The 20,887-nt window shown below is 48.8% G+C and carries 19 protein-coding genes; 7 read left to right on the top strand and 12 right to left on the bottom strand.

Annotated elements, in window-relative coordinates:
* Positions 1-45 precede the first annotated feature (45 nt).
* The 3 genes from MH144_RS09865 to MH144_RS09855 all read right to left on the bottom strand — a co-directional run bounded on the left by MH144_RS09865 (position 46) and on the right by MH144_RS09855 (position 4,314).
* Complete coding sequence (locus tag MH144_RS09865) at positions 46-1,365, bottom strand: response regulator (RefSeq protein WP_481857345.1); 1,320 nt, start codon at positions 1,363-1,365, stop codon at positions 46-48.
* Positions 1,362-3,218, bottom strand: a complete 1,857-nt coding sequence (locus tag MH144_RS09860) for a cache domain-containing sensor histidine kinase (RefSeq protein WP_481857352.1) — start codon at positions 3,216-3,218, stop codon at positions 1,362-1,364. Before MH144_RS09860 ends, MH144_RS09865 begins: the two co-directional genes overlap by 4 nt.
* 88 nt (positions 3,219-3,306) lie before the next feature.
* On the bottom strand, positions 3,307-4,314 hold the full coding sequence (locus MH144_RS09855; protein WP_239299443.1) for a substrate-binding domain-containing protein: 1,008 nt from the start codon (positions 4,312-4,314) through the stop codon (positions 3,307-3,309).
* Positions 4,315-4,514: 200 nt separating this feature from the next.
* Here MH144_RS09855 and MH144_RS09850 point away from each other — a divergent pair, with 200 nt between their 5' ends.
* From MH144_RS09850 to MH144_RS09840, 3 genes are all read left to right on the top strand, one after another.
* Positions 4,515-5,096: a LysE family translocator gene (locus MH144_RS09850; protein ID WP_239299442.1), complete on the top strand. Its 582-nt coding sequence runs from the start codon at positions 4,515-4,517 to the stop codon at positions 5,094-5,096.
* An 18-nt stretch (positions 5,097-5,114) separates the two neighbouring features.
* Positions 5,115-5,891, top strand: a complete 777-nt coding sequence (locus MH144_RS09845; protein WP_239299441.1) for an AraC family ligand binding domain-containing protein — start codon at positions 5,115-5,117, stop codon at positions 5,889-5,891.
* A gap of 114 nt (positions 5,892-6,005) precedes the next feature.
* Positions 6,006-6,674 (top strand): phosphatase PAP2 family protein, encoded by a 669-nt coding sequence (locus MH144_RS09840; RefSeq protein WP_239299440.1) that lies wholly within the window; start codon positions 6,006-6,008, stop codon positions 6,672-6,674.
* A gap of 70 nt (positions 6,675-6,744) precedes the next feature.
* Here MH144_RS09840 and MH144_RS09835 read toward each other — a convergent pair whose 3' ends face one another.
* From MH144_RS09835 to MH144_RS09820, 4 genes are all read right to left on the bottom strand, one after another.
* Positions 6,745-7,866, bottom strand: a complete 1,122-nt coding sequence (locus MH144_RS09835) for a Ger(x)C family spore germination protein (RefSeq protein WP_239299439.1) — start codon at positions 7,864-7,866, stop codon at positions 6,745-6,747.
* A gap of 4 nt (positions 7,867-7,870) precedes the next feature.
* Positions 7,871-9,370 carry a spore germination protein gene (locus tag MH144_RS09830; protein WP_239299438.1) on the bottom strand — a complete coding sequence of 500 codons (1,500 nt, stop codon included), beginning with the start codon at positions 9,368-9,370 and terminating at the stop codon, positions 7,871-7,873.
* On the bottom strand, positions 9,367-10,509 hold the full coding sequence (locus MH144_RS09825) for a GerAB/ArcD/ProY family transporter (protein ID WP_239299437.1): 1,143 nt from the start codon (positions 10,507-10,509) through the stop codon (positions 9,367-9,369). The genes MH144_RS09830 and MH144_RS09825 overlap by 4 nt, the downstream gene beginning before the upstream one ends.
* A gap of 189 nt (positions 10,510-10,698) precedes the next feature.
* Entirely contained in the window at positions 10,699-12,132 is a 1,434-nt protein-coding gene (locus MH144_RS09820) for a glycoside hydrolase family 1 protein (protein WP_239299436.1), read from the bottom strand.
* Positions 12,133-12,246: 114 nt separating this feature from the next.
* On the opposite strand from MH144_RS09820, the gene MH144_RS09815 reads away from it, so the two are divergent.
* From MH144_RS09815 to MH144_RS09805, 3 genes are all read left to right on the top strand, one after another.
* Positions 12,247-13,167 (top strand): helix-turn-helix transcriptional regulator, encoded by a 921-nt coding sequence (locus MH144_RS09815; RefSeq protein WP_239299435.1) that lies wholly within the window; start codon positions 12,247-12,249, stop codon positions 13,165-13,167.
* A gap of 73 nt (positions 13,168-13,240) precedes the next feature.
* Positions 13,241-14,056 carry a class I SAM-dependent methyltransferase gene (locus MH144_RS09810; protein WP_239299433.1) on the top strand — a complete coding sequence of 272 codons (816 nt, stop codon included), beginning with the start codon at positions 13,241-13,243 and terminating at the stop codon, positions 14,054-14,056.
* A 55-nt stretch (positions 14,057-14,111) separates the two neighbouring features.
* A complete protein-coding gene (locus MH144_RS09805) occupies positions 14,112-14,747 on the top strand; it encodes a hypothetical protein (protein ID WP_239299431.1) in 636 nt (211 codons plus the stop codon).
* A 62-nt stretch (positions 14,748-14,809) separates the two neighbouring features.
* On the opposite strand, the gene MH144_RS09800 is transcribed toward MH144_RS09805, so the two are convergent.
* The 3 genes from MH144_RS09800 to MH144_RS09790 form a co-directional block, all read right to left on the bottom strand.
* Positions 14,810-15,604 (bottom strand): hypothetical protein, encoded by a 795-nt coding sequence (locus MH144_RS09800; protein ID WP_239299430.1) that lies wholly within the window; start codon positions 15,602-15,604, stop codon positions 14,810-14,812.
* A gap of 91 nt (positions 15,605-15,695) precedes the next feature.
* Entirely contained in the window at positions 15,696-16,112 is a 417-nt protein-coding gene (locus MH144_RS09795) for a hypothetical protein (protein WP_239299429.1), read from the bottom strand.
* A 277-nt stretch (positions 16,113-16,389) separates the two neighbouring features.
* Positions 16,390-17,670, bottom strand: coding sequence for an XRE family transcriptional regulator (locus tag MH144_RS09790; protein ID WP_239299428.1), 1,281 nt, complete (start codon positions 17,668-17,670; stop codon positions 16,390-16,392).
* A 200-nt stretch (positions 17,671-17,870) separates the two neighbouring features.
* Between MH144_RS09790 and fabV the strand changes: the two genes are divergently transcribed.
* Complete coding sequence (fabV, locus tag MH144_RS09785; RefSeq protein WP_239299427.1) at positions 17,871-19,061, top strand: enoyl-ACP reductase FabV; 1,191 nt, start codon at positions 17,871-17,873, stop codon at positions 19,059-19,061.
* Between the two features lie 136 nt (positions 19,062-19,197).
* On the opposite strand, the gene MH144_RS09780 is transcribed toward fabV, so the two are convergent.
* Complete coding sequence (locus MH144_RS09780) at positions 19,198-20,445, bottom strand: winged helix-turn-helix domain-containing protein (RefSeq protein ID WP_239299426.1); 1,248 nt, start codon at positions 20,443-20,445, stop codon at positions 19,198-19,200.
* Between the two features lie 127 nt (positions 20,446-20,572).
* Positions 20,573-20,803 carry a hypothetical protein gene (locus MH144_RS09775; protein ID WP_127538689.1) on the bottom strand — a complete coding sequence of 77 codons (231 nt, stop codon included), beginning with the start codon at positions 20,801-20,803 and terminating at the stop codon, positions 20,573-20,575.
* Positions 20,804-20,887: the final 84 nt, after the last annotated feature.

The raw sequence follows: 20,887 nt of genomic DNA, 5'->3' as shown, positions 1-20,887 counted from the left end.
CGCAGAAGCAGAGCAACTCTGTTGTCTTCGCCATGTCTTGTGATGCTACACCCGATCTGCGGAGGCACTGTGCCCTGTGCCCCCATCCTTTCGATACTGTGCGGGTGAAATGCCCATCACTTTCTTGAACGCCGTGCTGAAATAGTGCTGGGTATCATAACCGACCCGTTCTGCAATGCTGTGGATAGGCAGTGCGGTTGAATCCAGCAGCTGTACTGCTTTGCGGATGCGGGCATGGGTGACCAGGGTTACGAATGTATCGTTCAACTCTTTCTTAAGCACCCGGCTGAGATATACCGAGGATACTTGCAGACGGGAAGCGAGCGATTCCAGTGTCAGTTCCCGATCCGCGTACCCTTCATGAATGATCTGCCTAGCTCTGCGCACCAACGGAGATAAGCGGGCTTCCCCATAGATAAGCTCACGGCATAATCGGTAAGCAGTTGGCACCTCCCCCAATGCACCTGTATTCTGCTCCACATGAGCATGAACAGCAATATTCAGACAGGTACTAATTTGCTGTTCGATGGTGCAATCCAGTTCTTCCGGAGCTTCCTGCCAGAGACAAAAACCAATTAATCCATTCGGGTCCCGGAACAGGACATGGGGAAGATCTCCCAGCAGTTCACCGATAATATTCTCTACGGCAAAAAGAAACAATTGACGATCATTCTCCCGCATAAGGGACTGCCGTGCTTCGGCCGCAGGCCAGCGGACGATCCCGATCTGCACAGGCGTATCCGATGGCAGGCGCAGGAACGCAAGCTGCTCTGTCAGATCTTTTCCTTCCGCCCGTCCTTCCAGCCACTCCAGACAAAAACGCTGCCGCAGCAGCGGAATATTGCGTTCGATCTGGTCGGCAGCCTGCTTGACATAAGCCGTACGTCTACGTTCTTCATCCATGCGCTGTTTCAGTCGCATAAGCGCAGCGTGCAGCCGCTCTGCATCTACCGGCTTAAGAATGTAATCCTCCACGCCAAGCCGCACAGCCTCCTGGGCATAAGCGAATTCATCATGCCCGGAGATGATGAGGCAGCGGCAATCCGGACACTCATCCTGAAGGCGACGGATCAGATCAATGCCGTTCAGAAATGGCATGTTCATATCCACTAGAAGGATATCCATACCGAACTGGACAGCCAGCTCCAGCGCTTCCTCTCCGTCCTCCGCTTCACAGGCAACCTCCATGCCCAGCGCTTCCCAGTCAATGGCATCCCGGATGCCTTCGCGAATAATCGGTTCATCATCTGCGATCAGCACTTGGTAACGCCGGGCCGACTGCAATGTCTCGGCTGCAGCCACCGATGCTGCCGTACTTTCCGTCTCTGCTTCTGTCCAAGCTGCTTGGATCATTGCTTCCTTCATTGACTATCCCGCCTTCCCTCAGTATCAAATTGCAACGTTTGTGGAAGTTCTTTCATCAACGGCTGAGTGATGGTCACACAAGTACCCTCACCTTCCCGACTATTCAAACTAATTCCATATTCTTCTCCAAATGAAAGCTGAAGGCGTGCCTGTACATTCAGCATGCCATAGCTTTTGCCGCCCTGACCGGCTTCCTGTGTTTCCATGCTTTCCAGGGGCGTACTGAGCAGCTGCGCCATCTCTTGCAGCCGCTCGCTGGACATCCCGGCGCCATCATCCTGTACCGTCAGATACAGCTTATGATCTTGTACTTTGGCTTCAATTTGAATCTTACCCGGACCTCGTCTACCCTTAATCCCGTGATAAATAGCATTTTCCACAATAGGCTGCAGCACCAGCTTAAGCACGAACAGCTCCTTCAGGTCCTCTGGTATCACCAACTCACATTGAAGTCGGTTCCGGTAACGGGTCTGCTGAATTTGCAGATAACTGGTTATATGTTCAATCTCGGATTGCAAGGGAATGAAATCATTGCCTTTGCTGAGCCCGATTCGAAACAGTCTGGACAGGGCACCCACCATCTCGGATACGTCGTCCACACCTTTTCTCTGTGCCATCCAATGGATCGTATCCAGCGTGTTATATAAAAAATGAGGTTTGATATGCTCCTGCAGGCTTCGTATTTCAGCATCCCGCTTTTGCCGCTCCCGTAGTTCGTTAAGTGACATGAGCTGCCGGATCTGTGCCAGCATTCGGTTAAAACTTCTGCCGAGCATTCCAATTTCATCAGCCCGGTCGCTCCAGCGGCCGGATCTGAGATTTCCCGTTTCCGCCCTGCGCATATAAGACATCAAGCGGAAAATCGGTTGAGCAATGGAACTGGAGAACCGAAGGGAAGCGGTCAGACCAAAGAGACAGACCACGAACACAAAACTGACGACGTAAAACTGGATCTGGCGGACTTCCGCTATCGATTCCCTTGCCGGGAACACCCCTACAGTTCTCCATCCGGTAAACGAGGATGACTGGTACATGAATAACAATTCCTTACCATCCGCTTGTGCGTTAAATATTCCGCTATCCCCGGATGGGAACCACGCTGACGGAATCTGCTCAACGAGTGGGTTGTCCGGCATATAGACACTTCGCCCTTCTGAATCGGTCACCATCACATATCCGGATTTCCCCAGCGTCACATCCTTGGCAGCCTGAGATATGGTTCGCAGTTTCAGATCAATCATAATGACACCGAGTACTCGTCCTGATGTTTCATCCGTAATGGAACGTGCAACAGACACAATTTCACTATCCTTATACCGAACATGTGTCGTGATGTTACGCTGTCTCGGTTGACCCAAAACAGTAAAAATGCCAGCATTCCGAGACGCATCTTGGTACCATTGCTCCTGAGCCAAGCTCTGATTGGTTTTCGGGTACATCTCGTTGCTAATGTAATCTCCGTTGCCATTCGCGAGGACAATTCCTGCAATCTCCGGATACAACGTCGTGAATCCCTGCAAATACTGCTTGATCCCATACAGTTGATCCTGATCCTTGGACTGATTCGAATCGCCACTCGATACGGCTGCTCCTGTATGACCGTCAAACTCCGTTTTTCCTTCCATGAACGCCCGGATATCCGGGTCAAACGCGATCAGATAGGTCATGTTTTGCAAATTCTCCATCTTGCTGTCAAGTGCTTCATTGACTTTGCCGATCAGCTGCATCGTGTGTCCCTCGACCTGCCTTTCAACAATCCGTTCCACAGTCCAGTTCACCAGCAGTCCGAGTCCCACTGAAGGAACGATCGCAAAGAGCAAAAAGAGCAGCATCAGCTGATAGCGCAGCGGCATATTACGCAAACGCAGCCTCTGCAATCCGCTCTTCATCCGGAAACGAATTTTCTTCAAGCTGAGTGGCATATGTGACCGATGTTCCGTTTTATTTGGCATAGTAATCATCTACATTCGATCGTGTTACGACAGAGATTCCGGTATCCACCCTAACCGGCAGAGGTGCATTTTCATCGGAAGAAGACGGTGCAGGTACGGTCAGTTGGTGGTGTAAATGAAACAGATATTGAAGGGACCAGTAACCCATGTTCCAGGTTCCCTGTGCGATTGTTGCAGAGATTGTACCGCTCTTGATCATATCCAGTGTAGCTTTATTGGTATCAAAGGATATGATCTGCAGCGGATGACCAGCATCCCCATTCTGAACCGCTTCACCAACGCCCGCTGCTCCTGTCGCTTCGGTTACAAAAATACCGCCGAGCTCAGGATATGTCTTCATCATTCGAAGAGCTTCATCTCTCGATTTCATTGCATCTCCATGCCCATCCGCGACTTCAACTACCTTCATGGAAGGGTACCGGTCACGGATGGTATCGCGAAATCCTTCGGTTCGTTCCTCATGATTTTGCTGTCCCGGCATGGTCAGAACGGCGACTTCTCCCTCCCGGCCCAGAAGCTCGGCCATTTTGTCCGCAGCAGTCACCCCTGCTTGGTAATTGTCCGTGCCGAGAAAAGAATATGCCCTGCTGTTCGGGGCATCCGCGTCAAACAAAACCACCGGAATACCTGCATCCAATGCTTTGTTAATCACGGGAATAAGAGATTGCGGATCAATGGCGGAGATGGCTATGCCTGCCGGTTTCCGTGCAATCGCCTGCTCAATGATCGTGGTCTGTTCCTTCGGGTCATATCGGGTAGCTCCCCGATACTCCACGGTTACCCCGAGCGCATCCCCTGCATCCTCGAAGCCTTTGAGCACACTTTTCCAATATTCCAAGCCGGACTGAAATGTGATCATGATATATGTTTCACCGATATCTCCGCGCAGTCCCTTGGCTTCCCATGAGCCATTCGCTTCGCTTGAGTATTCGTACCTGAGTACATACAGAGCAAAAGCCGAGATAAGTAAAATGTAGATTAGCAATGTCTTTTTCATATTCGTTTTCACATCCTTGAGATCTGTCCACTTGCGTTTCGCTTAAATTGTAAACGCAAACACGCAAAAAAGAAACCGCTTTCCTTTTTTAGCCGGAGTTACTTCATACTTTCGGTCCCAGGTTGTGCTGCTGCAATAATGTACTATCGGTTCAACCATCCCCGCAGTATGATCATGAAACTACAACTTGGGGAGGCACTATGAACCTTACATCCTTTTTGATTTATTGCATTGTGGTTACCTTTACGCCAGGACCCAGCAATATTGTCATTTTATCTTCCGTCCAGCACGCGGGCGCACGCAAAACCATGCAGTATGTATGGGGAGCCACCCTGGCATTTGGGTTGCTGCTTGCCGCATCGGCTTTTCTCAATCATCTTCTGGCCGGCATCTTGCCCAGTCTTCTGCATGTGATGCAAATCGTTGGCAGCCTGTATATGCTGTACCTCGCCTATCAGATCTACAAGATGGGATCTTCCGAGGAGGCACCGAAGCAAGCAACCGGATTTGTGAGTGGTTTAATCATGCAGTTTGTGAATCCGAAGGTAATTCTGTTCACGTTCACCGTCATCCCCAGCTATGTGCTGCCCTATTATGACACCTCACTCTCAACGGTGCTGTTTGTCTGTCTCATCACATTGATTGGATTTTTGGCCTTTACCAGCTGGGTTGTTTTCGGCTCTGTGTTCAGGAATTTTTTGCATGATCATCAAAAAGCTTTTAGTATCGTGATGGCCCTCTTTTTGGTATACTCAGCCATTATGGTATCGGGACTCATCTAGATTGGAGGTATGCATGGAGTGGAGCTGTTCAATTATAAGAAGTCGTCCGACGTTCTGGCCCTTTCGGCCAGTTTTACGGATTTTACGTATAAGAAGCATTGCCACGAGGAATACGCGGTTGGTGTGACGCTTCGCGGTATCCAGCAGTATCATCTGGACGGTCATTATCAGGCTTCCCACCAGAACGGTGTCATGCTGTTTAATCGGGAGCAGTCCCATGATGGCAGTTCTTACGACAAGGCTGGCATCGACTACGTCATGTTGTATCTGAAGCCGGAGGTGGTAGAAGACATTCTGGGGAAAAAGGAATTGCGTTTCTCCACTCCCATCGTCTATGATCCTCAGCTGGCACGAAGTATTCTCATGCTGAACCATGCCGTTCAGAGCGGGCAAGATGAAGCCAAATGCAGTGAGCTGCTCTTCAGTCTCGTACATCTGCTGTCCCAGTCGGAGATCGATACCCACATTCCCGGACCTCTTAACGGGCTTGTCCGAAAGGCCAAAGAAATGATGTTCAGCAGGTTCGATGATATCCTGAAATTGGACGATCTCTGTACCGAATTCAATATGTCCAAGTTCCAGTTTATCCGGGAATTCAAGTCACATGCCGGCATATCACCCTACCAGTTCTTCCTGAACTGCAAGGTTGAACATGCCCGGCAGGCCATAGAGAATCATAAGGATGTCTACTCCGCCGTAGCCGAATGCGGATTTGTCGATCTTACGCATTTGAACAGACATTTTAAGCGTGTCTTCGGCGTTACCGCCTATGAATATATGCTTCAACTGAACTGAGTCGTTAACCTTTTTGTTCAAGCAATATTTAATGTAAGATCATAGCATAATACCAATATCGTATGGCTGGCGGCCCCACATATGAAATTCAGACATCCTGGAGGAACATGACATTTGAACCAGCAAGGGAAAAAGGCCTTCTCTATCCCGCTGCTCCTTGCAGCATTGAGCCTTACCGTATTTGCACTGATTGCCCTGTCTATCAGTGATAACCAGATCCACCGTTTTGATGATAACCTGATCGGATGGATTCAGGGGATGGAAGCACCCGGAATGACCAAGTGGATGCAGGTATTCACCTGGATTGGCAGCGGATTGCCTGTGATCATCATTACGATCATTTCCATGTTGGTTTTATATCTTTTCCTGGGACACCGACGGGAACTTCTGTTTTTGGCAGCAGTCATTGCAGGTTCCACGCTGCTAAACACCCTGTTTAAACTGGCATTTCAGCGTGCCAGACCCACCATTCACCGAATTATCGAAGCGAGCGGATACAGCTTCCCAAGCGGACACTCCATGGCAGCATTCAGCCTGTATGGCGGACTGGCCTTTTTGATCTGGAAGCATATCCCCACGGCGACAGGTCGGGTAATCATGATCATCGTGAGTGCAGCCTTTATATTGACCATTGGCATGAGCCGGGTTTATCTGGGTGTACACTATCCCAGTGATATTGCCGGAGGTTACTTTCTGAGCGGCAGCTGGCTGGCCATTTGCATTTGGTTTTATCAGCGTTATGTGGAGCGGCTGTCCCTGCTTCGTTCCAAACCTCTAACATAGAACATCATCATTTCGAACATCTGAAAGACCCGCTACCCTCAGAGCTGAGGTTAGAGCGGGTTTTCTGTTTTTATTCCTGAATACCATCCTGGACGAGAGTCAGCTCCACATGAGCCCGAATATCCATCGAGCCATAATCCTTATAAAACGTTTCATTGTCCCAGTGGTGGGTACGACTTCTCACATACTCTCCAAACCCCAACGGATCCACATTCTCTCTCTGGCACTTGCGGATTAATTGATTGAGTTTGGCTTCCATATGCCTTTTCATTTCCGATTCCAGTTCCTTCATTTCCTTGCCGGATAACAGAAAATCATTCCGCGAAGCCTTAATCACGGACGCGCTGATGTGAATCTCTGAATCCAGCGTTGTTGCTGGCGTGTCTGAAACCAACCGATGCTTCACGGAGGAAGATAAAATTTTGATCAGGGCATCATTGTCTGTTATATTGACCGATGGCTTCTGGGCCCCCTCAACCTCATTGATCTGTGCCAGAAACTTGCCATTCTTGGCATCCTCCGTAAGCAGCTTCAAACAAAGCCCCTCTTCATCGCTCAGCTGAAGTACAGCTTTTTCCCCTTTGAAAACCACGAGTCCATCCAGCATAATTTTATCCTGATCGTTCAAACGAAGCCGAGGGAGATAGATATCTTGTCCTTTGCTGAAATATTGGAACAACGTCTGATGCAGACTGAAGTGAGGCAGATTGGCAAAATTGCCGTTTTGCTCGATTAACTTCATCAGATACAGCGGATCATGAGCGGGAATGGATGCCTTAATAATATCCAGCGCCCTTCCTTGCGCTACGGCAAACTGCATACGTCTGGACACCCGGGTATTATGGGATAACACGCGCAGAATATCGCCTATCCCGTGCTTCGCATAGTCCTCACCCAGCACCATCATTCTTAATTGGCCATACTCAATAGGCTCTTTCGCCTGCATATTCATTCTTGGCATCACATCGAAGCTGTTGGTTGAGTCGATCTCCAGCAGTTCAACATCACTCTTGTCCTTCTCGGTATACTCACCGATGAGCACGCTGTTGTGAATTTGATTATCTTTCAGATCATATGCGGAAGTTAGGACGAGACTGATCTCATTCACAATGCTCGTATCCTGGCAGGAGCTGAATAGCAGCATCCCCATTACCCACATTACGGCGAGGATCAATTTGGAAAGACGTTTCATACGCTCACTCCTCATCCAGTTGATTCGTTTGATGAACCCTGCCCGGCTTGTAGCGGATGAAGGAGAGCGGCCTTAGATAGCTCGGCCTCTTATCCGTCTGTTGATAGGAAGCGCGAATCAGGCTGTCTTTCAAATCCCTGAACCGCATCGGATAAAAAGGAGCCATATAAGGCGACCCCAGTGACTTTAATCGCGACAGATGGACGAGGAGGAAGCAGAGTCCGATCGCAATCCCGAATGCGCCCCAGATAGCAGCCAGTATAATGATGGGAAATCGCAGAAAACGAATGGCATTGGACATTTTATAGATCGGTGTCACAAACGAAGCCAGCGCAGACAAGGATACGATGATAATCAGTACGTTACTCGTAAGGGCGGCCTCCACGGCGGCCTGCCCAAGAATGATCCCACCAACAATACCCAGTGTTTGTCCGATTCGGTTCGGTAGTCTGGCTCCTGCTTCACGCAAGAATTCAATCGTCGTCTCCAGGAAGATGGCTTCCACAAAAGGGGGAAACGGTACATTTTGTCTGGATGAGATCAATTTGCCAAGCAGCTCCTTGGGTATGACTTCATAGTGAAAGGTCATTAATGCCACATAGAGGGCTGAAGCAAACAGCGAGAAAATGACTCCAAAAATGCGAATCAACCGAAAAAAAGATCCAAGCGCCCACGGCAGATAATAATCTTCCGGCGAGACAAAAAAATCAAACAACGTGGATGGCCCTGTAATAAAACTTGGCGAGCCTTCGCTGATGACCGCAACCTGCCCGGTGATCAGGGCATAGATGACTCTGTCTCTCCGTTCTGTGGTCGTAAACAAGGGGAACGGAGTAAGTGAGTTGTCTGCGATCAGTTGATCCAACTGTGACGTATCCAAGACAGCATCAAAGTCGATTCCCTTCAATCTTTCCTCCATCCGGCTGACGTTCTCGGGATGGGCAATACCATCGATATACAGAACGGCCACTTGGGATTGGGACAAGGAGCCCAGTGTCATTTCCTTGATGATCAGATTAGGTGTTCGCAGCTGTGTGCGGATCAGATGCAGGTTAATCGGCAATGCCTCCACGAATCCAACCTTGGGTCCGATTACGCTAAATTCATTTTCCGTGTCGTTATCACTTCGTATCCCTTCCTTGCCTGGCATGGGAACCAGAATGCCCTCATGGGTCTGTCCGCACTGCCGGATAAGCAGGCTGCCTTGAAGAAGGGATTGGACCATTTCCTCGTCTTGATCGGTAAGGCTTGTTTCCTCTATGGGAATATGCAAGAGCACATCATGCAAATTCACTTCTTCGCTTGAAGGGATGCGTTCCTGCACGGAGTGGATGGCTACTTCAAGGAGATGACTGTCCACAAGTGTTTTATAGTAGCAGACTTCAAGGGCCAGTCCGGAGACGGTCATCGTACTTATGATAAAATCATCAGAGCGACGGCATGGATCAAGCGGGTCATGAGATGTACTGGACATCTGTTGGTTGTTACTGGCAGGTGAATTCATGCTTCCTCTCCTTTGGGCGGGTCCGGCATATCCTGATGTTCAGCAGATCCCCCCAGATTCTTGCGGAACAGGGAGATGACGAACAGAAGCGGCACATATAACAAAATCAATATTTCGCCCGTTCTGGTGTATATCTCGTTAACCATATCAATATCCACGGTGTCTTTAACAACAAACAAAAAAATAGCAAAAAGGACGATGGCGAGTTTCAGTCCGAGACTGGGCTTGATTGCTCTCTCCAGTTTCAAACAATGACATGCTGCCCAAAGCCCCAACGTGATAATGGATAGAATTTTTAGCAGCCAAAAGGATAACACCAGATACTCCATCCGCTGGATCAGTGGCATTTCAATAATGCTGATCAGGCTCAGGGTAGGCCACAAATGTTCCTTCATCTGTCCATGATTGAAGTACATAAAGGAATAGATAAAGAAAACCAGGTACACTACGGTTGCAGTAATCAAGGCGATATAAGCCCATTTGAGGGAGCGACCTGGTGTCTTGATGTACGGATATACGACCAGCAGAATACCGCAGCCGATAAATTCATGAAGCATATCCCTTGTGGACAACCATATGGATGTGACATCATGATCCAGCACAGGAAGAAGGTTTCGTGGATGAAGATAGGAAGAGACCAGGAATATCTGCGGGAAGACAAATACTAGGATGAAGAGGGTGCCCCAGAGGCACATCCCGGTGACCGACTGAATGCCGCCTGATACACAGTAATAGACAAGCAGCAGAACCACGATACCTAGCAGCCAGTTATTTTGTGTCGGCAGAATCCACAGCTGGATGATATGAATATAGGAGCGATAGGCTACAAAAGCACCCAGCAGAAAATATAAAATAAAGATCCAATTCAGGACTGAACCCGCGATCCGGCCCCAATACCTTCGATTGATATGGACTAGTGAGGATTGACCGGGAGATTGGCGTGCCAGCAGGACAAACATCATTTTAAGGATGATGGAGATCATGACAGCAGCGGCCAAAATGCTGATCCAGCCATCTTTCTCGGCGCCTCGCAGCATTTTATATTGAAAATTCATCAAACCCACACCAACCAAACTCACATAGAGTACAAAATACAGATGAATGGGTGACATGCTGTAACGATTCCCGGAAGTGTTCACAGAGCTCTCCCCTTTCTGAACGAATCATATGAATCTGCTGACAAGATCACGTCTAGCGTTTACGTGCACTTATGTTCAGTCACTTGAGTTAAGTATGTAAAAAATTCAACATTTTATTCAAAAGCAAATACCCGCCAATTCCCTTAGAGGGAACAAGCGGGTACGACATCTCTTTTTATCAGCAATCGATTATACTTCTTCGCCATTAGATTCAATGACTTTTTTGTACCAGTGGAAGCTCTTCTTCGGCGTTCTACTCAGGTCGCCATTTCCATCATTATCCTTGTTGACATGAATGAAGCCATAACGCTTCTTCATCTCTCCGGTCGATGCGCTCACCAGGTCAATACATCCCCACATCGTGTAGGCAATGAGTTCCACTCCATCAGCGACTGCTTCTTTCATTTGCTCAATGTGACCTCTCAAATAATCAATGCGATAGTCATCCTGAATGGTGCCATCTTCTTCTACCACATCGACGGCACCCAGACCATTCTCAACGACCATCAATGGCACCTGATAGCGATCATAGAGATGATTCAGCGTGTAACGCAATCCTTTCGGATCGATCTGCCAGCCCCAGTCGGAAGCTTCAAGGTACGGATTTTTGATCCCGCCCAGCAGGTTGCCTTCGCCTCTCTCCAAGGACTCGTCCGCACTTTCAACCAAGGACATATAATAGCTGAAAGAGTAGAAGTCCACGCAGCCCTCACGCAGGGTTTGCTCGTCTTCCGGCTGCATTTCGATCTGAATACCCTGCTCAGCGAAGAAACGCTTGGCGAAACCAGGGTATGCCCCTCTGACTTGCACGTCCCCACAGATCATATTGGAGATCTGATCCTTCTTCTGCGCAAGCAAAATGTCGTCCGGATTACACGTATTCGGATAAGTTGTCATAAACGCAACCATACAGCCGATTTGGAAATCGGGGTTAATCTCATGTCCAAGCTTAACGGCCTTCGCACTCGCCACGAATTGATGATGCAGTGCCTGGAAGCGAGTCTGTGGATCGTCGATGCCGTCCGTCAATGTTTCTTTTCCTTCAAATAGAATCCCCGCCGCCATATATGCTCCCATCGGCATGGTCAGACAGTTGATCTCGTTGAATGTCAGCCAATATTTCACCTGATCCTTATAACGATTGAACAGGGTTGTACAATAACGGAGGTAACAATCGATCACTTCACGTGAAGCCCATCCGTTGTATTTTTGCGTCAGACCAAATGGTGTCTCATAGTGAGAAATGGTTACCAACGGTTCGATGTTGTATTTTTTCAGTTCGGCAAAAACATTATCATAGAACTGTAATCCCTCTTCGTTGGGCTCCAGATCGTAACCGTTTGGATAGATCCGGGACCAGTTGATGGACATGCGGAACATTTTGAAACCCATCTCTGCCATCATGGCAATATCTTCTTTGTAATGTCCGTAAAAGTCAACGGCTTCATGGCTCGGGTAATACGTGCCCTCTTCAAGTACTGGCGTAATCCGCCGCGGAGTCGTATGGGTTCCGCCTGTCATCATATCGGATGTGCTCGGGCCTTTGCCACCCTGGTTCCATCCGCCTTCGAATTGATTGGCAGCCGTTGCGCCGCCCCAGTAAAATCCATCTTTCATTTTCATGACAAGTCCTCCTATGAATGAGCTGCTTAACACTATAATACCAGTGTAACATTCATACCCTGACACCTATTGTCATGGTATAATCATGGCATGGAAAATAACCGATTATTCCGAATGCTGCTGCTGTTACTCGAAAAAAAGAAAGCTACTGCGCCTGAACTCGCCCGCTTGTTTGAAATCTCGGTACGCACGGTCTACCGTGACATTGACCGGCTGAGTGCAGCGGGAATTCCCGTCTACACCACCACGGGCAAGCACGGTGGCATTCATCTGATGGACAATTATGTCATGGACAAGTCCCTGCTGTCTGAAGAAGATCAGAACGAAATTTTGCTTGGGCTGTACAGCATCAGCGCCATTCCACACCTGAACAGTGCCCATATGCTGAAACGGCTAACGGCCATGTTTGATCACGAACTCGACTGGATCGAATTCGATTTCTCCCCGTGGGGTAGTATTCCTGTGCAGGAAAGAGAAATGTTCAACTTCGTGAAGCAGGCCATCCTGACCAATCAAGGGATGACATTCAACTACATTGACTCTGACGGAGAAGCAAGTGTGGAAACCATCGCACCCGCCAAACTCATTTTCAAAAATAGTACATGGTATATCGAAGGGCAGGACGAAAGCCTGCCGCATCCCACGGAGAAAAAGACATTCAAGATGAAACGGATCTCCGAGCTCCGTTTGCTGCCAAGACTGCAAGAGCATGGTTCAGCTTCCTCTACAGTCGATGTAGAAAAGACATCCGTGAACGCTCCCTTATCTCTGGATCTCTTATTTTCAAGTTCGATTGCTTATCGGGCGCTTGATTTCTTCGAACTTTCCCGGATGAACAAACAGCCCGATGGTCGGCTTCGCGTGACGATGGAAATTCATGAAGGAGAGCGGCTGTATTCGTTTCTGATGTCATTCGGTGCTGAACTGACCGTTCTCGATCCTCCACATGTCAGACATGAACTGCTCCGCCGATATCAAAACGCAGTCAAACACGTGCAAGAATTCAATCCTGACGGATTCAAACCCAATGAATGATATAATGGAATCGCCAAGAACTTGAATTCATCAATTCATTGCAAGTCGCCCATTTTGTAGAGGAGGTTTATCCATGCAAGACATCAGACGCAACAATGTGGAACGTTTCAAAGGCTTCGGTACGTTATATGACCAGAATCGCCCGGCTGCACCAACAGAAGTTGTGGAAATTTTGAACACCTATCTCGGCACCAAACCAAGATTGGTTGCAGATGTGGGATGCGGCACCGGGTTATCCTCATGGATCTGGCTGAATGAAGCTGAACGTATTATTGGTGTAGAACCTAGCGATGACATGCGAGCAGTGGCGGAGGCCAAATGGGAGGCTGCAGGAAAACCGGATCATCTGCGATTTGTATCAGGCTTATCTCATGAACTGGGATTGCCAGACGGCAGTGTGGATATTGTAACCTGCTCCCAATCGTTCCACTGGATGGAGCCTGAGTCCACACTTCGTGAATTCGCACGTGTACTGCGACCAGGAGGCATATTTGCCGCTTATGATTGTGACTGGCCGCCTGTCCTTGATTGGCAGCTGGAGCAGGCTTATCAACAGTTGATCGCCGAAGCAGATCATCAAGCCTCCAGTTTGGAAACCCCAGAAAATCAGGCACATAAATGGAGCAAGGACGGGCATCTGCAGCAAATTAGCCAATCGGGCCTGTTCCGCTATGTCCGTGAGATCGTATTCCATCACCATGAGACGTTTGATGCGGATCGTTACGTCAATCTGGCCCTCAGCCAGGGCGGCTTGCAGACAGCGCTGAAGCTTGGAGCGGACGAACTATTAACGGCTGCAGATGAATTCAGAGCGCTCGCAACACGGATATTTGACGGACAAACGAAAACGGTCTTATTTTCTTACCGCATGCGCCTGGGTATCATCTGATCTTTCATCATTCCAATCATATAGATCCAACGCGGAAGAAAGGCAGTGAATGGCTTTGAATGATTCCAACATCATGCTGCAAGATCGGACTTATATTGAACAATGCTTGGATAACTATTTCAACACCCCTCATCAAGACATCCTGATGTCCCATCCAGCCAAAACAGAGGACGAGGATTACGGCGTGCCTGTGGATATGCAGGATGGCGCGGTAGATGAAGAAGGCTGGGTTCGTTGGAGAATGCTCCCTTCTATGGTGACGGAGGATGAGATTCGCGATCTGGCACAGTCCTGTGGATTGCCCGTTCCCGTCCCGCCGCTATATCGTGCATATCTGAGCACAAGATATGTCATGAATGTCTATCTACGTTTCGATGATTTTGTCATAGGTCTGCCGGATTTACCCTCTGATCGTGCATTACGTCGCTTACAGGATTTATGGGCAGCCTGGAAACCACTAATCGCCGAAGGGTACATTCCACTCGCTAGATACGAAGATGACGCCGGACCGGTATGCTGGGACATTCGCAAACCCGATGGTGACCATGATTATGCTGTCGTTTGGTTTGATCATGAACTTCTGATGCACGATGAATTGCCTAGTCGCGAACAGCTTGAAGGCTGGGCTGTACCACTATTCCCATCATTCCGGGATATGCTCAGCCCACTCGCGTCCAGCCACCAATCATAACTTACAGCTATTCAAAAAAGACGGTTCCTCCTCTGTGGAGAGAACCGTCTTAGACATATTAATCATGATGAAAACAACTGGCTTAACTGCTCTTCCTGCACATTCAATGCAAGTACCAGCTTGGATGGATCCTGCTTGGAATAGATGACGTTAATGATGTGACCCTGCTGAACCTGAGAGAGGGCGGAAGGTAGAATATCCTTTTGCGTTGTCACTTGAAACGTCTCCCCATTCGGTGGGGTCACACTGAGCGTGAGCTGAAGCTTGATCTTGCCTGTTCCTGAATTCCCCAGCGGGGTGACGTCGAGAATTTTGGCCATTGCTTTCTCCCCTGTACGGGCAATATCCATCATATCTGGAGAAACGCCCTCCTGGATCATCTTCTCGTTAAGCAGTTCCTGCAAGTCCGCTTGCGATAGCTGTCCTTTCAGATCAATCCCCACCTTACGCTCATCCTTCTCAGAAACGACCAGCGGAACAAAACTTCCTGGCTGAAACTGCGCCAGCGCTGTAAGTGGGACGACCGTCTTCAATTCAGTGTCATATTTCTCCCGACCTTTGCGCGATACGGTCAAGCTGAGCCGCACTTCAGGCTGTTCATTAATATACGTGCCTGTCTGCTGAACGCTTCGAATGACGCCCACAGCAGGAAGTCCTGACTTCACCCGACCCACGCCGAAGATGTTACTAAGAATAGTTGGAATGAAAATTAGTCCAAAGCCTGCAAAGATCGCCGGTTTATACCACCAGGCCTGCATGATAATAAAGGGATCATTCCAGAGCTGCTGGGCCAGAAACGGCGAAAATCCCACCCCGAATACGGTCAACACACCAATCAATCTCAATATACCTGTCATATCTCCCACTCCTTCATCTCTGTCAATCGTTGTTATAAGAATAAATACAAGCTGTTCTCTATCTGTACTGCTTAATCCTTGGGGTGAACACTTAACCTGTCAACAACCCCATATAAATTAGCTCCGACGGATTCGCAGGATTCTGACCTAATCCAATCCGGTCTCCCACCCGGGGAATCTGCATTTTGGACACTAGCGTTTCCAGCGTTCGCTGATACTGTCTGCCACTCGTCTCGGTTACATCCAATACGAGTACCACAATGGGATCGAAGTTGATCAGTTTGCCTGTATCGGTAATCGTGACAACCGTAGCCGTGGCAGTTAAGGGAAGTGAACCTGTCGCCGCCAGTTGTGCCTGTTTCGCCGAGTCCAAACTCTGATTGATTGCTTCCCGGTGCTGCTTGGGTACGAAACCTTTCATCATCAGACTGGTAAGTCCTTTGTTCATCATTCGATCTGCTTTTGCAATGGCGTCTTCCTGTTTGTTCTTTTTGCTAAACCATCCCATCCGGAACACCTCATTTGTTTGTTTTTTATTATATATTAATTATAAACAGGAGGAACTCGCCTTGAATATACTTCTGACTGCATACAAAATAAACGCCAAATCCGTAAATTCAATCGCGAGATGATGGCTGATTTTTATGTTTATATCATTTAATTAGCAAAAAAAGAGCCAAGTATCGGCCCTTTAATTCGTCCCGGAATCATTTATTTTGTGGAAAATGGACCCGAGCTTAACAATAAACCTCATCAAAGCATGCATCTCAAGCCGATGTACTCCCTTATTTTTTGCGGAGCAGATAAACGAGCTTCTTATAATACATCGCTGCCTCTTTATACCTGCGCTGATCCTCGGATACTACCGCGAGTCCCTCATATAACGGCTCCAGCCTCATAACATGCTGTGTAGATTCAAAATAGGGTAGGCATGCGAGGGCCCGTTCCATAAACACTTCACGATTCCCATGTGCCAGGGCCAGATGACTCCGATAAAATATTCCACTCATCTGTTGATCCTCTGTTATTGCACATTTCAGCAGTTGATCCACACTTTGTGCAAGCATACCCCAATGTTTGCGGCCCAGTGCCACCTCACAGCGATACACACAGATGAGCGGCTTCATCGCCTGCTGTGTTTCTTCCGGTTCCTGCAGCAGCAGCGTCTCAAATCGCTCAATCTCCGTCTGAGCCTTGTCTAATTCGCCAGTCATGGTCAGCATGACAATTCGATTGTTAGCAATCGCAGTAACGAGATCTCCCTGATTCCCGGCATACACCAGGTTGGCTTCCGCCATCGTAAGAGCCGAGAGGGCTTCCTGTACAAGCCCCATGGCGAAGCAATAACCGCTATAGGCAACATATAAACCTGACAAGCGGTGGAATAGGCGCTGATCATACACATGTCTCATCGTCAGTTCAAAGACCTGTTTGGCCTCTTCATATTGTTTTACCTGAATGTAGGCCTCCATTTTGATATTTTGCACCGACAGCCAAAATTCACTTCCAGGGAGAGCCAGCTCACTGAGCCTTGTCGCATGAGTCAACACGTCGACATAAGCAAGCTTGGAACGATAATATTGCACTTTGTAGTACAATAGGGCTTTCGCCAGCGGGCGCGGCAGATCGACATCATCCGGACGACCGTATTTCTCCAAATAATAATTCAAATAGGAAGTATGTATGTATTCATGAGCGGCTGCGTCGTTCAGCTGCTGGTAATACACAGCTTTCATGAGCGCGGTCGTCAGTTCAACCGTCAGCGAATCATCCCGGTCTTCCAGCGCATGCACGGTGTCTTCCGGTATAACCGAAGCTGGCACGGACAGCTGTGCAAAAATGGCCTCTGCCCGTTCCAGCGTCTCCTCACTCTGATCAGCTGCATGCAGCAGGTAAGACGGCTTGACTGCCAGGCGTGAAGCAATGGCTTCAGCCAAGTCCTCGGGAAGCGGATAACGATCCGCCAGTATATTCGCAAAATGGGCCTGTGTCACCAGACCCTCTACAAGGTCCTTACGGGAGATTTGCTTTCTTTTACTCAGAAATTCAATCCGTTCCTTCAGCATGGGCGTGTGTTCCTTTCGATTCATTGCTGTAAATGCTATGAACTATCATCGCAAAATCAGGGAATCAATGCCACCCTTTTGACGAATTCAAATGAAACGGTTTCCGTTTCGGTGACAATTGTTTTACAATAAGGAGGTATGCAATGGAGAATATGGACTAACTATTGACACATGAGTTGATAATGAAAGGATGCCAATGAATGATTATTAAACCAAGAACGCGTGGTTTTATTTGTACGACTTCCCATCCTGTAGGTTGTGCCGCACAGGTGCAAGAACAGATTGAATACGTGAAATCCCAACCGGCGCTGAAGGGGCCACGTAATGTGCTCGTTATCGGTGCTTCTACCGGATACGGACTCGCATCACGTATTGTCTCCGCGTTTGGCGCAGGAGCGAATACCATCGGTATTTACCGCCCAAGCAGCTCGACGGACAAGCGCACCGCTTCGGCAGGATGGTACAATTCTGCTGCATTTGAGAAGGCCGCGGAAGAAGCAGGCCTGAAATCCTACAGCATCACTGGGGATGCATTCGCTAACGAAACGAGAGAAAAAGCGGTTGAGCTGATCCGCAGCGAATTCGGCCAGGTCGACCTTGTGGTCTACAGCGTGGCGTCCGCACGGCGCACCGATCCGAACACCGGCGAAGTTTCCAACTCCGTACTGAAACCGATTGGACAATCGTACACGAACAAAACAGTCAATTTTCATACGGGCGAAATCACTTCCGTTACTCTGGAGCCTGCAACCGAAGAAGAGATTCGCCAAACGGTAACGGTAATGGGCGGGGAAGACTGGGAACTGTGGATGGATGCACTGCAGCAAGGCGGCGTGCTGGCTGACGATGCAACAACGATTGCGTTCTCCTATATCGGTCCTGAACTGACACAGGCCATCTATCGTGAAGGCTCCATTGGTCAGGCCAAGGATCATCTGGAGGCGACGGCACACAAGCTGAATGATCGCATGAGTGCGACAGGTGGACGTGCATATGTGACTGTGGCGAAAGCACTTGTCACCCAGTCCAGTTCCGCAATTCCTGTTGTGCCGCTGTACATCTCTGCCTTGTACAAAGTCATGAAGGAAAAAGGACTCCATGAAGGCTGTATCGAGCAATTGCAGCGTCTGTTCGCTGATCGCCTGTATGCCGGAGGGGACGTTCCAACAGACGAACAAGGACGCATTCGGATTGACGATTGGGAGATGAGAGAGGATGTACAGAACGAAGTGGCGAAGCTCTGGAATGAGCTGACCACAGACAACATCTACGATCTGTCGGATCTCGAAGGGTACCGTCGCGAGTTCTTCCAGCTGTTTGGTTTTGAGACCGATGGCGTGGACTACGAAGCTGACGTGGATCCCAATGTGGAAGTACCGCATCTGCGCTAATCGGAGAAAACGCGGGTACTTACATTAAATGATAAACGTAAAGGAGAGCCCTGGGGCTCTCCTTTTGTTATATTCAGATTTATAGAGTGAATGATTTATCTTTTCAATCTCATATCCCCCTCCAAGCATCAGAGGATCAAAGGGACTTTAGCGCCTTTTTTAGAGCTGCAGGTACAGTCTTTTCCACCGTAATGGACTGGGCTCCATGCATGCTTGCGAAGAAGGCAAGTCCATCCCGAAAGTCGGACATCCATTCTTCCACCGGAGGAGCACTTTCCTCCATAGATAACAAACGGACCGTGAGCGTTCCCGTTTTACGATCCAGTCTGGGATCCATCCGCCCGATCAGCCGATCCCCGTGAAGAATGGGCATGGCATAATAGCCATACGTCCGTTTCGCTTCGGGCGTATAAATCTCCCACTTATAATGAAAATCAAACAAATCCACAATCCGTTCCCTTCTCCAGAGCAGGTTATCCAATGGAGGTAAGAAACGGACCGGTCCTGATGCCTCATAATGTGTCTCGTCCTGCTGCATTCTCAGCAGCGGTTCTTCATCCTCTGTCCGGATGTAGTAGGGTGTCATGACCCCCTCAATCTCCAGGGGGATCATTCGTCCATCGGCCACACGTGCAGCAATTTGGGCACGCCGCTCAGCTGCGGACCATTTAAGCCATCCCAGTCTGGCATCACGGGTATCCACTACCCGGTAGGCATGAATGTATTTATCCAGAAGTGCCTGCTGCTGCATATGCGTCTCCTGTTCGACACTAAGGCCAGGCCTCTGTTGAACCAGATGCGGTTCAGTGATCTGGAAGTATCGTTCATTGCCCTGCCTTGCAACGACCCGGATGGCGGCAGTATCCAGCAGCAGGTTCAGTGCAAGACTTGTATCCTTGGTCTTCGGTGCATCCGGACGATCCCAGTAACCACTGACTCGTTCAACCGCACGAAATGCTTTGGAGGGTAGCGGTCCTTCCTCTGCAAGACGCTGCAGGACATGCTGTACGGTTATTTCCAGACCCTGGAGGGATGGATTAAGCCGTTCTCTTAATCTTGCACGCACAGGTTCGAAGTACGCATAATCCTCCATCGGGATAACACATGCGGCATTGGCAAAATACTCGAATACCTTGTGTTCACGAAGCAATGTATGTAAATAGGCAGGATCGTACCCCGGATCGCGGGCTCCCAGAACCAAATGCTGATTGCCGGTCACTGCTGCAACCGGATCGATCTGCACGCAGCCCAACGTGCGAATCAGACGCATAATCTGATCCGGTCCGGACGATCCCGATTCTGCCGGCCAGCGTTCCAATAGCAATTGTGTATGCAGCAAAAAGCGCCGAACTGCAGCCTTTGTCGTACGCAGGGGTGTAGTCATGATAACTCATTCGTCCTTTCTCACAGGATTCACGGTTCATATTTTACGATTTTACAGTTTTTCCTATCCTTCCATTTTATCAGTCTTTAATGAAGCATTCCAACCAAAGCTTTAAGTATAACGTTCATTAAGCGCCCTTGCCGCACGTCCCGTGGACAAAATAAAAAGAAGCACCACCATCCTGGATGATCCGCTTCTTGTGTTTGACCTTTTGAAGTTTTTCTTGTTTGGTAGGCATGAGTCGAACATGTTGGGATAATGCCCCATAATTTTCGTTTACTCTTCGGCTCTGTTCGGGACAATATTGTCCTGAGCGCTCTGCTCTGCGTAATGCTTTTTGAGTCTGGGTACGTGCCATAATGGATATACACTCTCCTTTGGTTGGATACACTCAATATATCATGTGCAGGCATGCAAGTGAAGGTGAACTCTACCTACTTTC

This window comes from Paenibacillus sp. ACRRY (assembly GCF_022346995.1).
Classification (GTDB): Bacteria; Bacillota; Bacilli; order Paenibacillales; family Paenibacillaceae; genus Paenibacillus.
The sequence above is the reverse complement of the archived record's forward strand: the minus strand, read 5'-3'. Positions and strand labels throughout refer to the sequence as shown.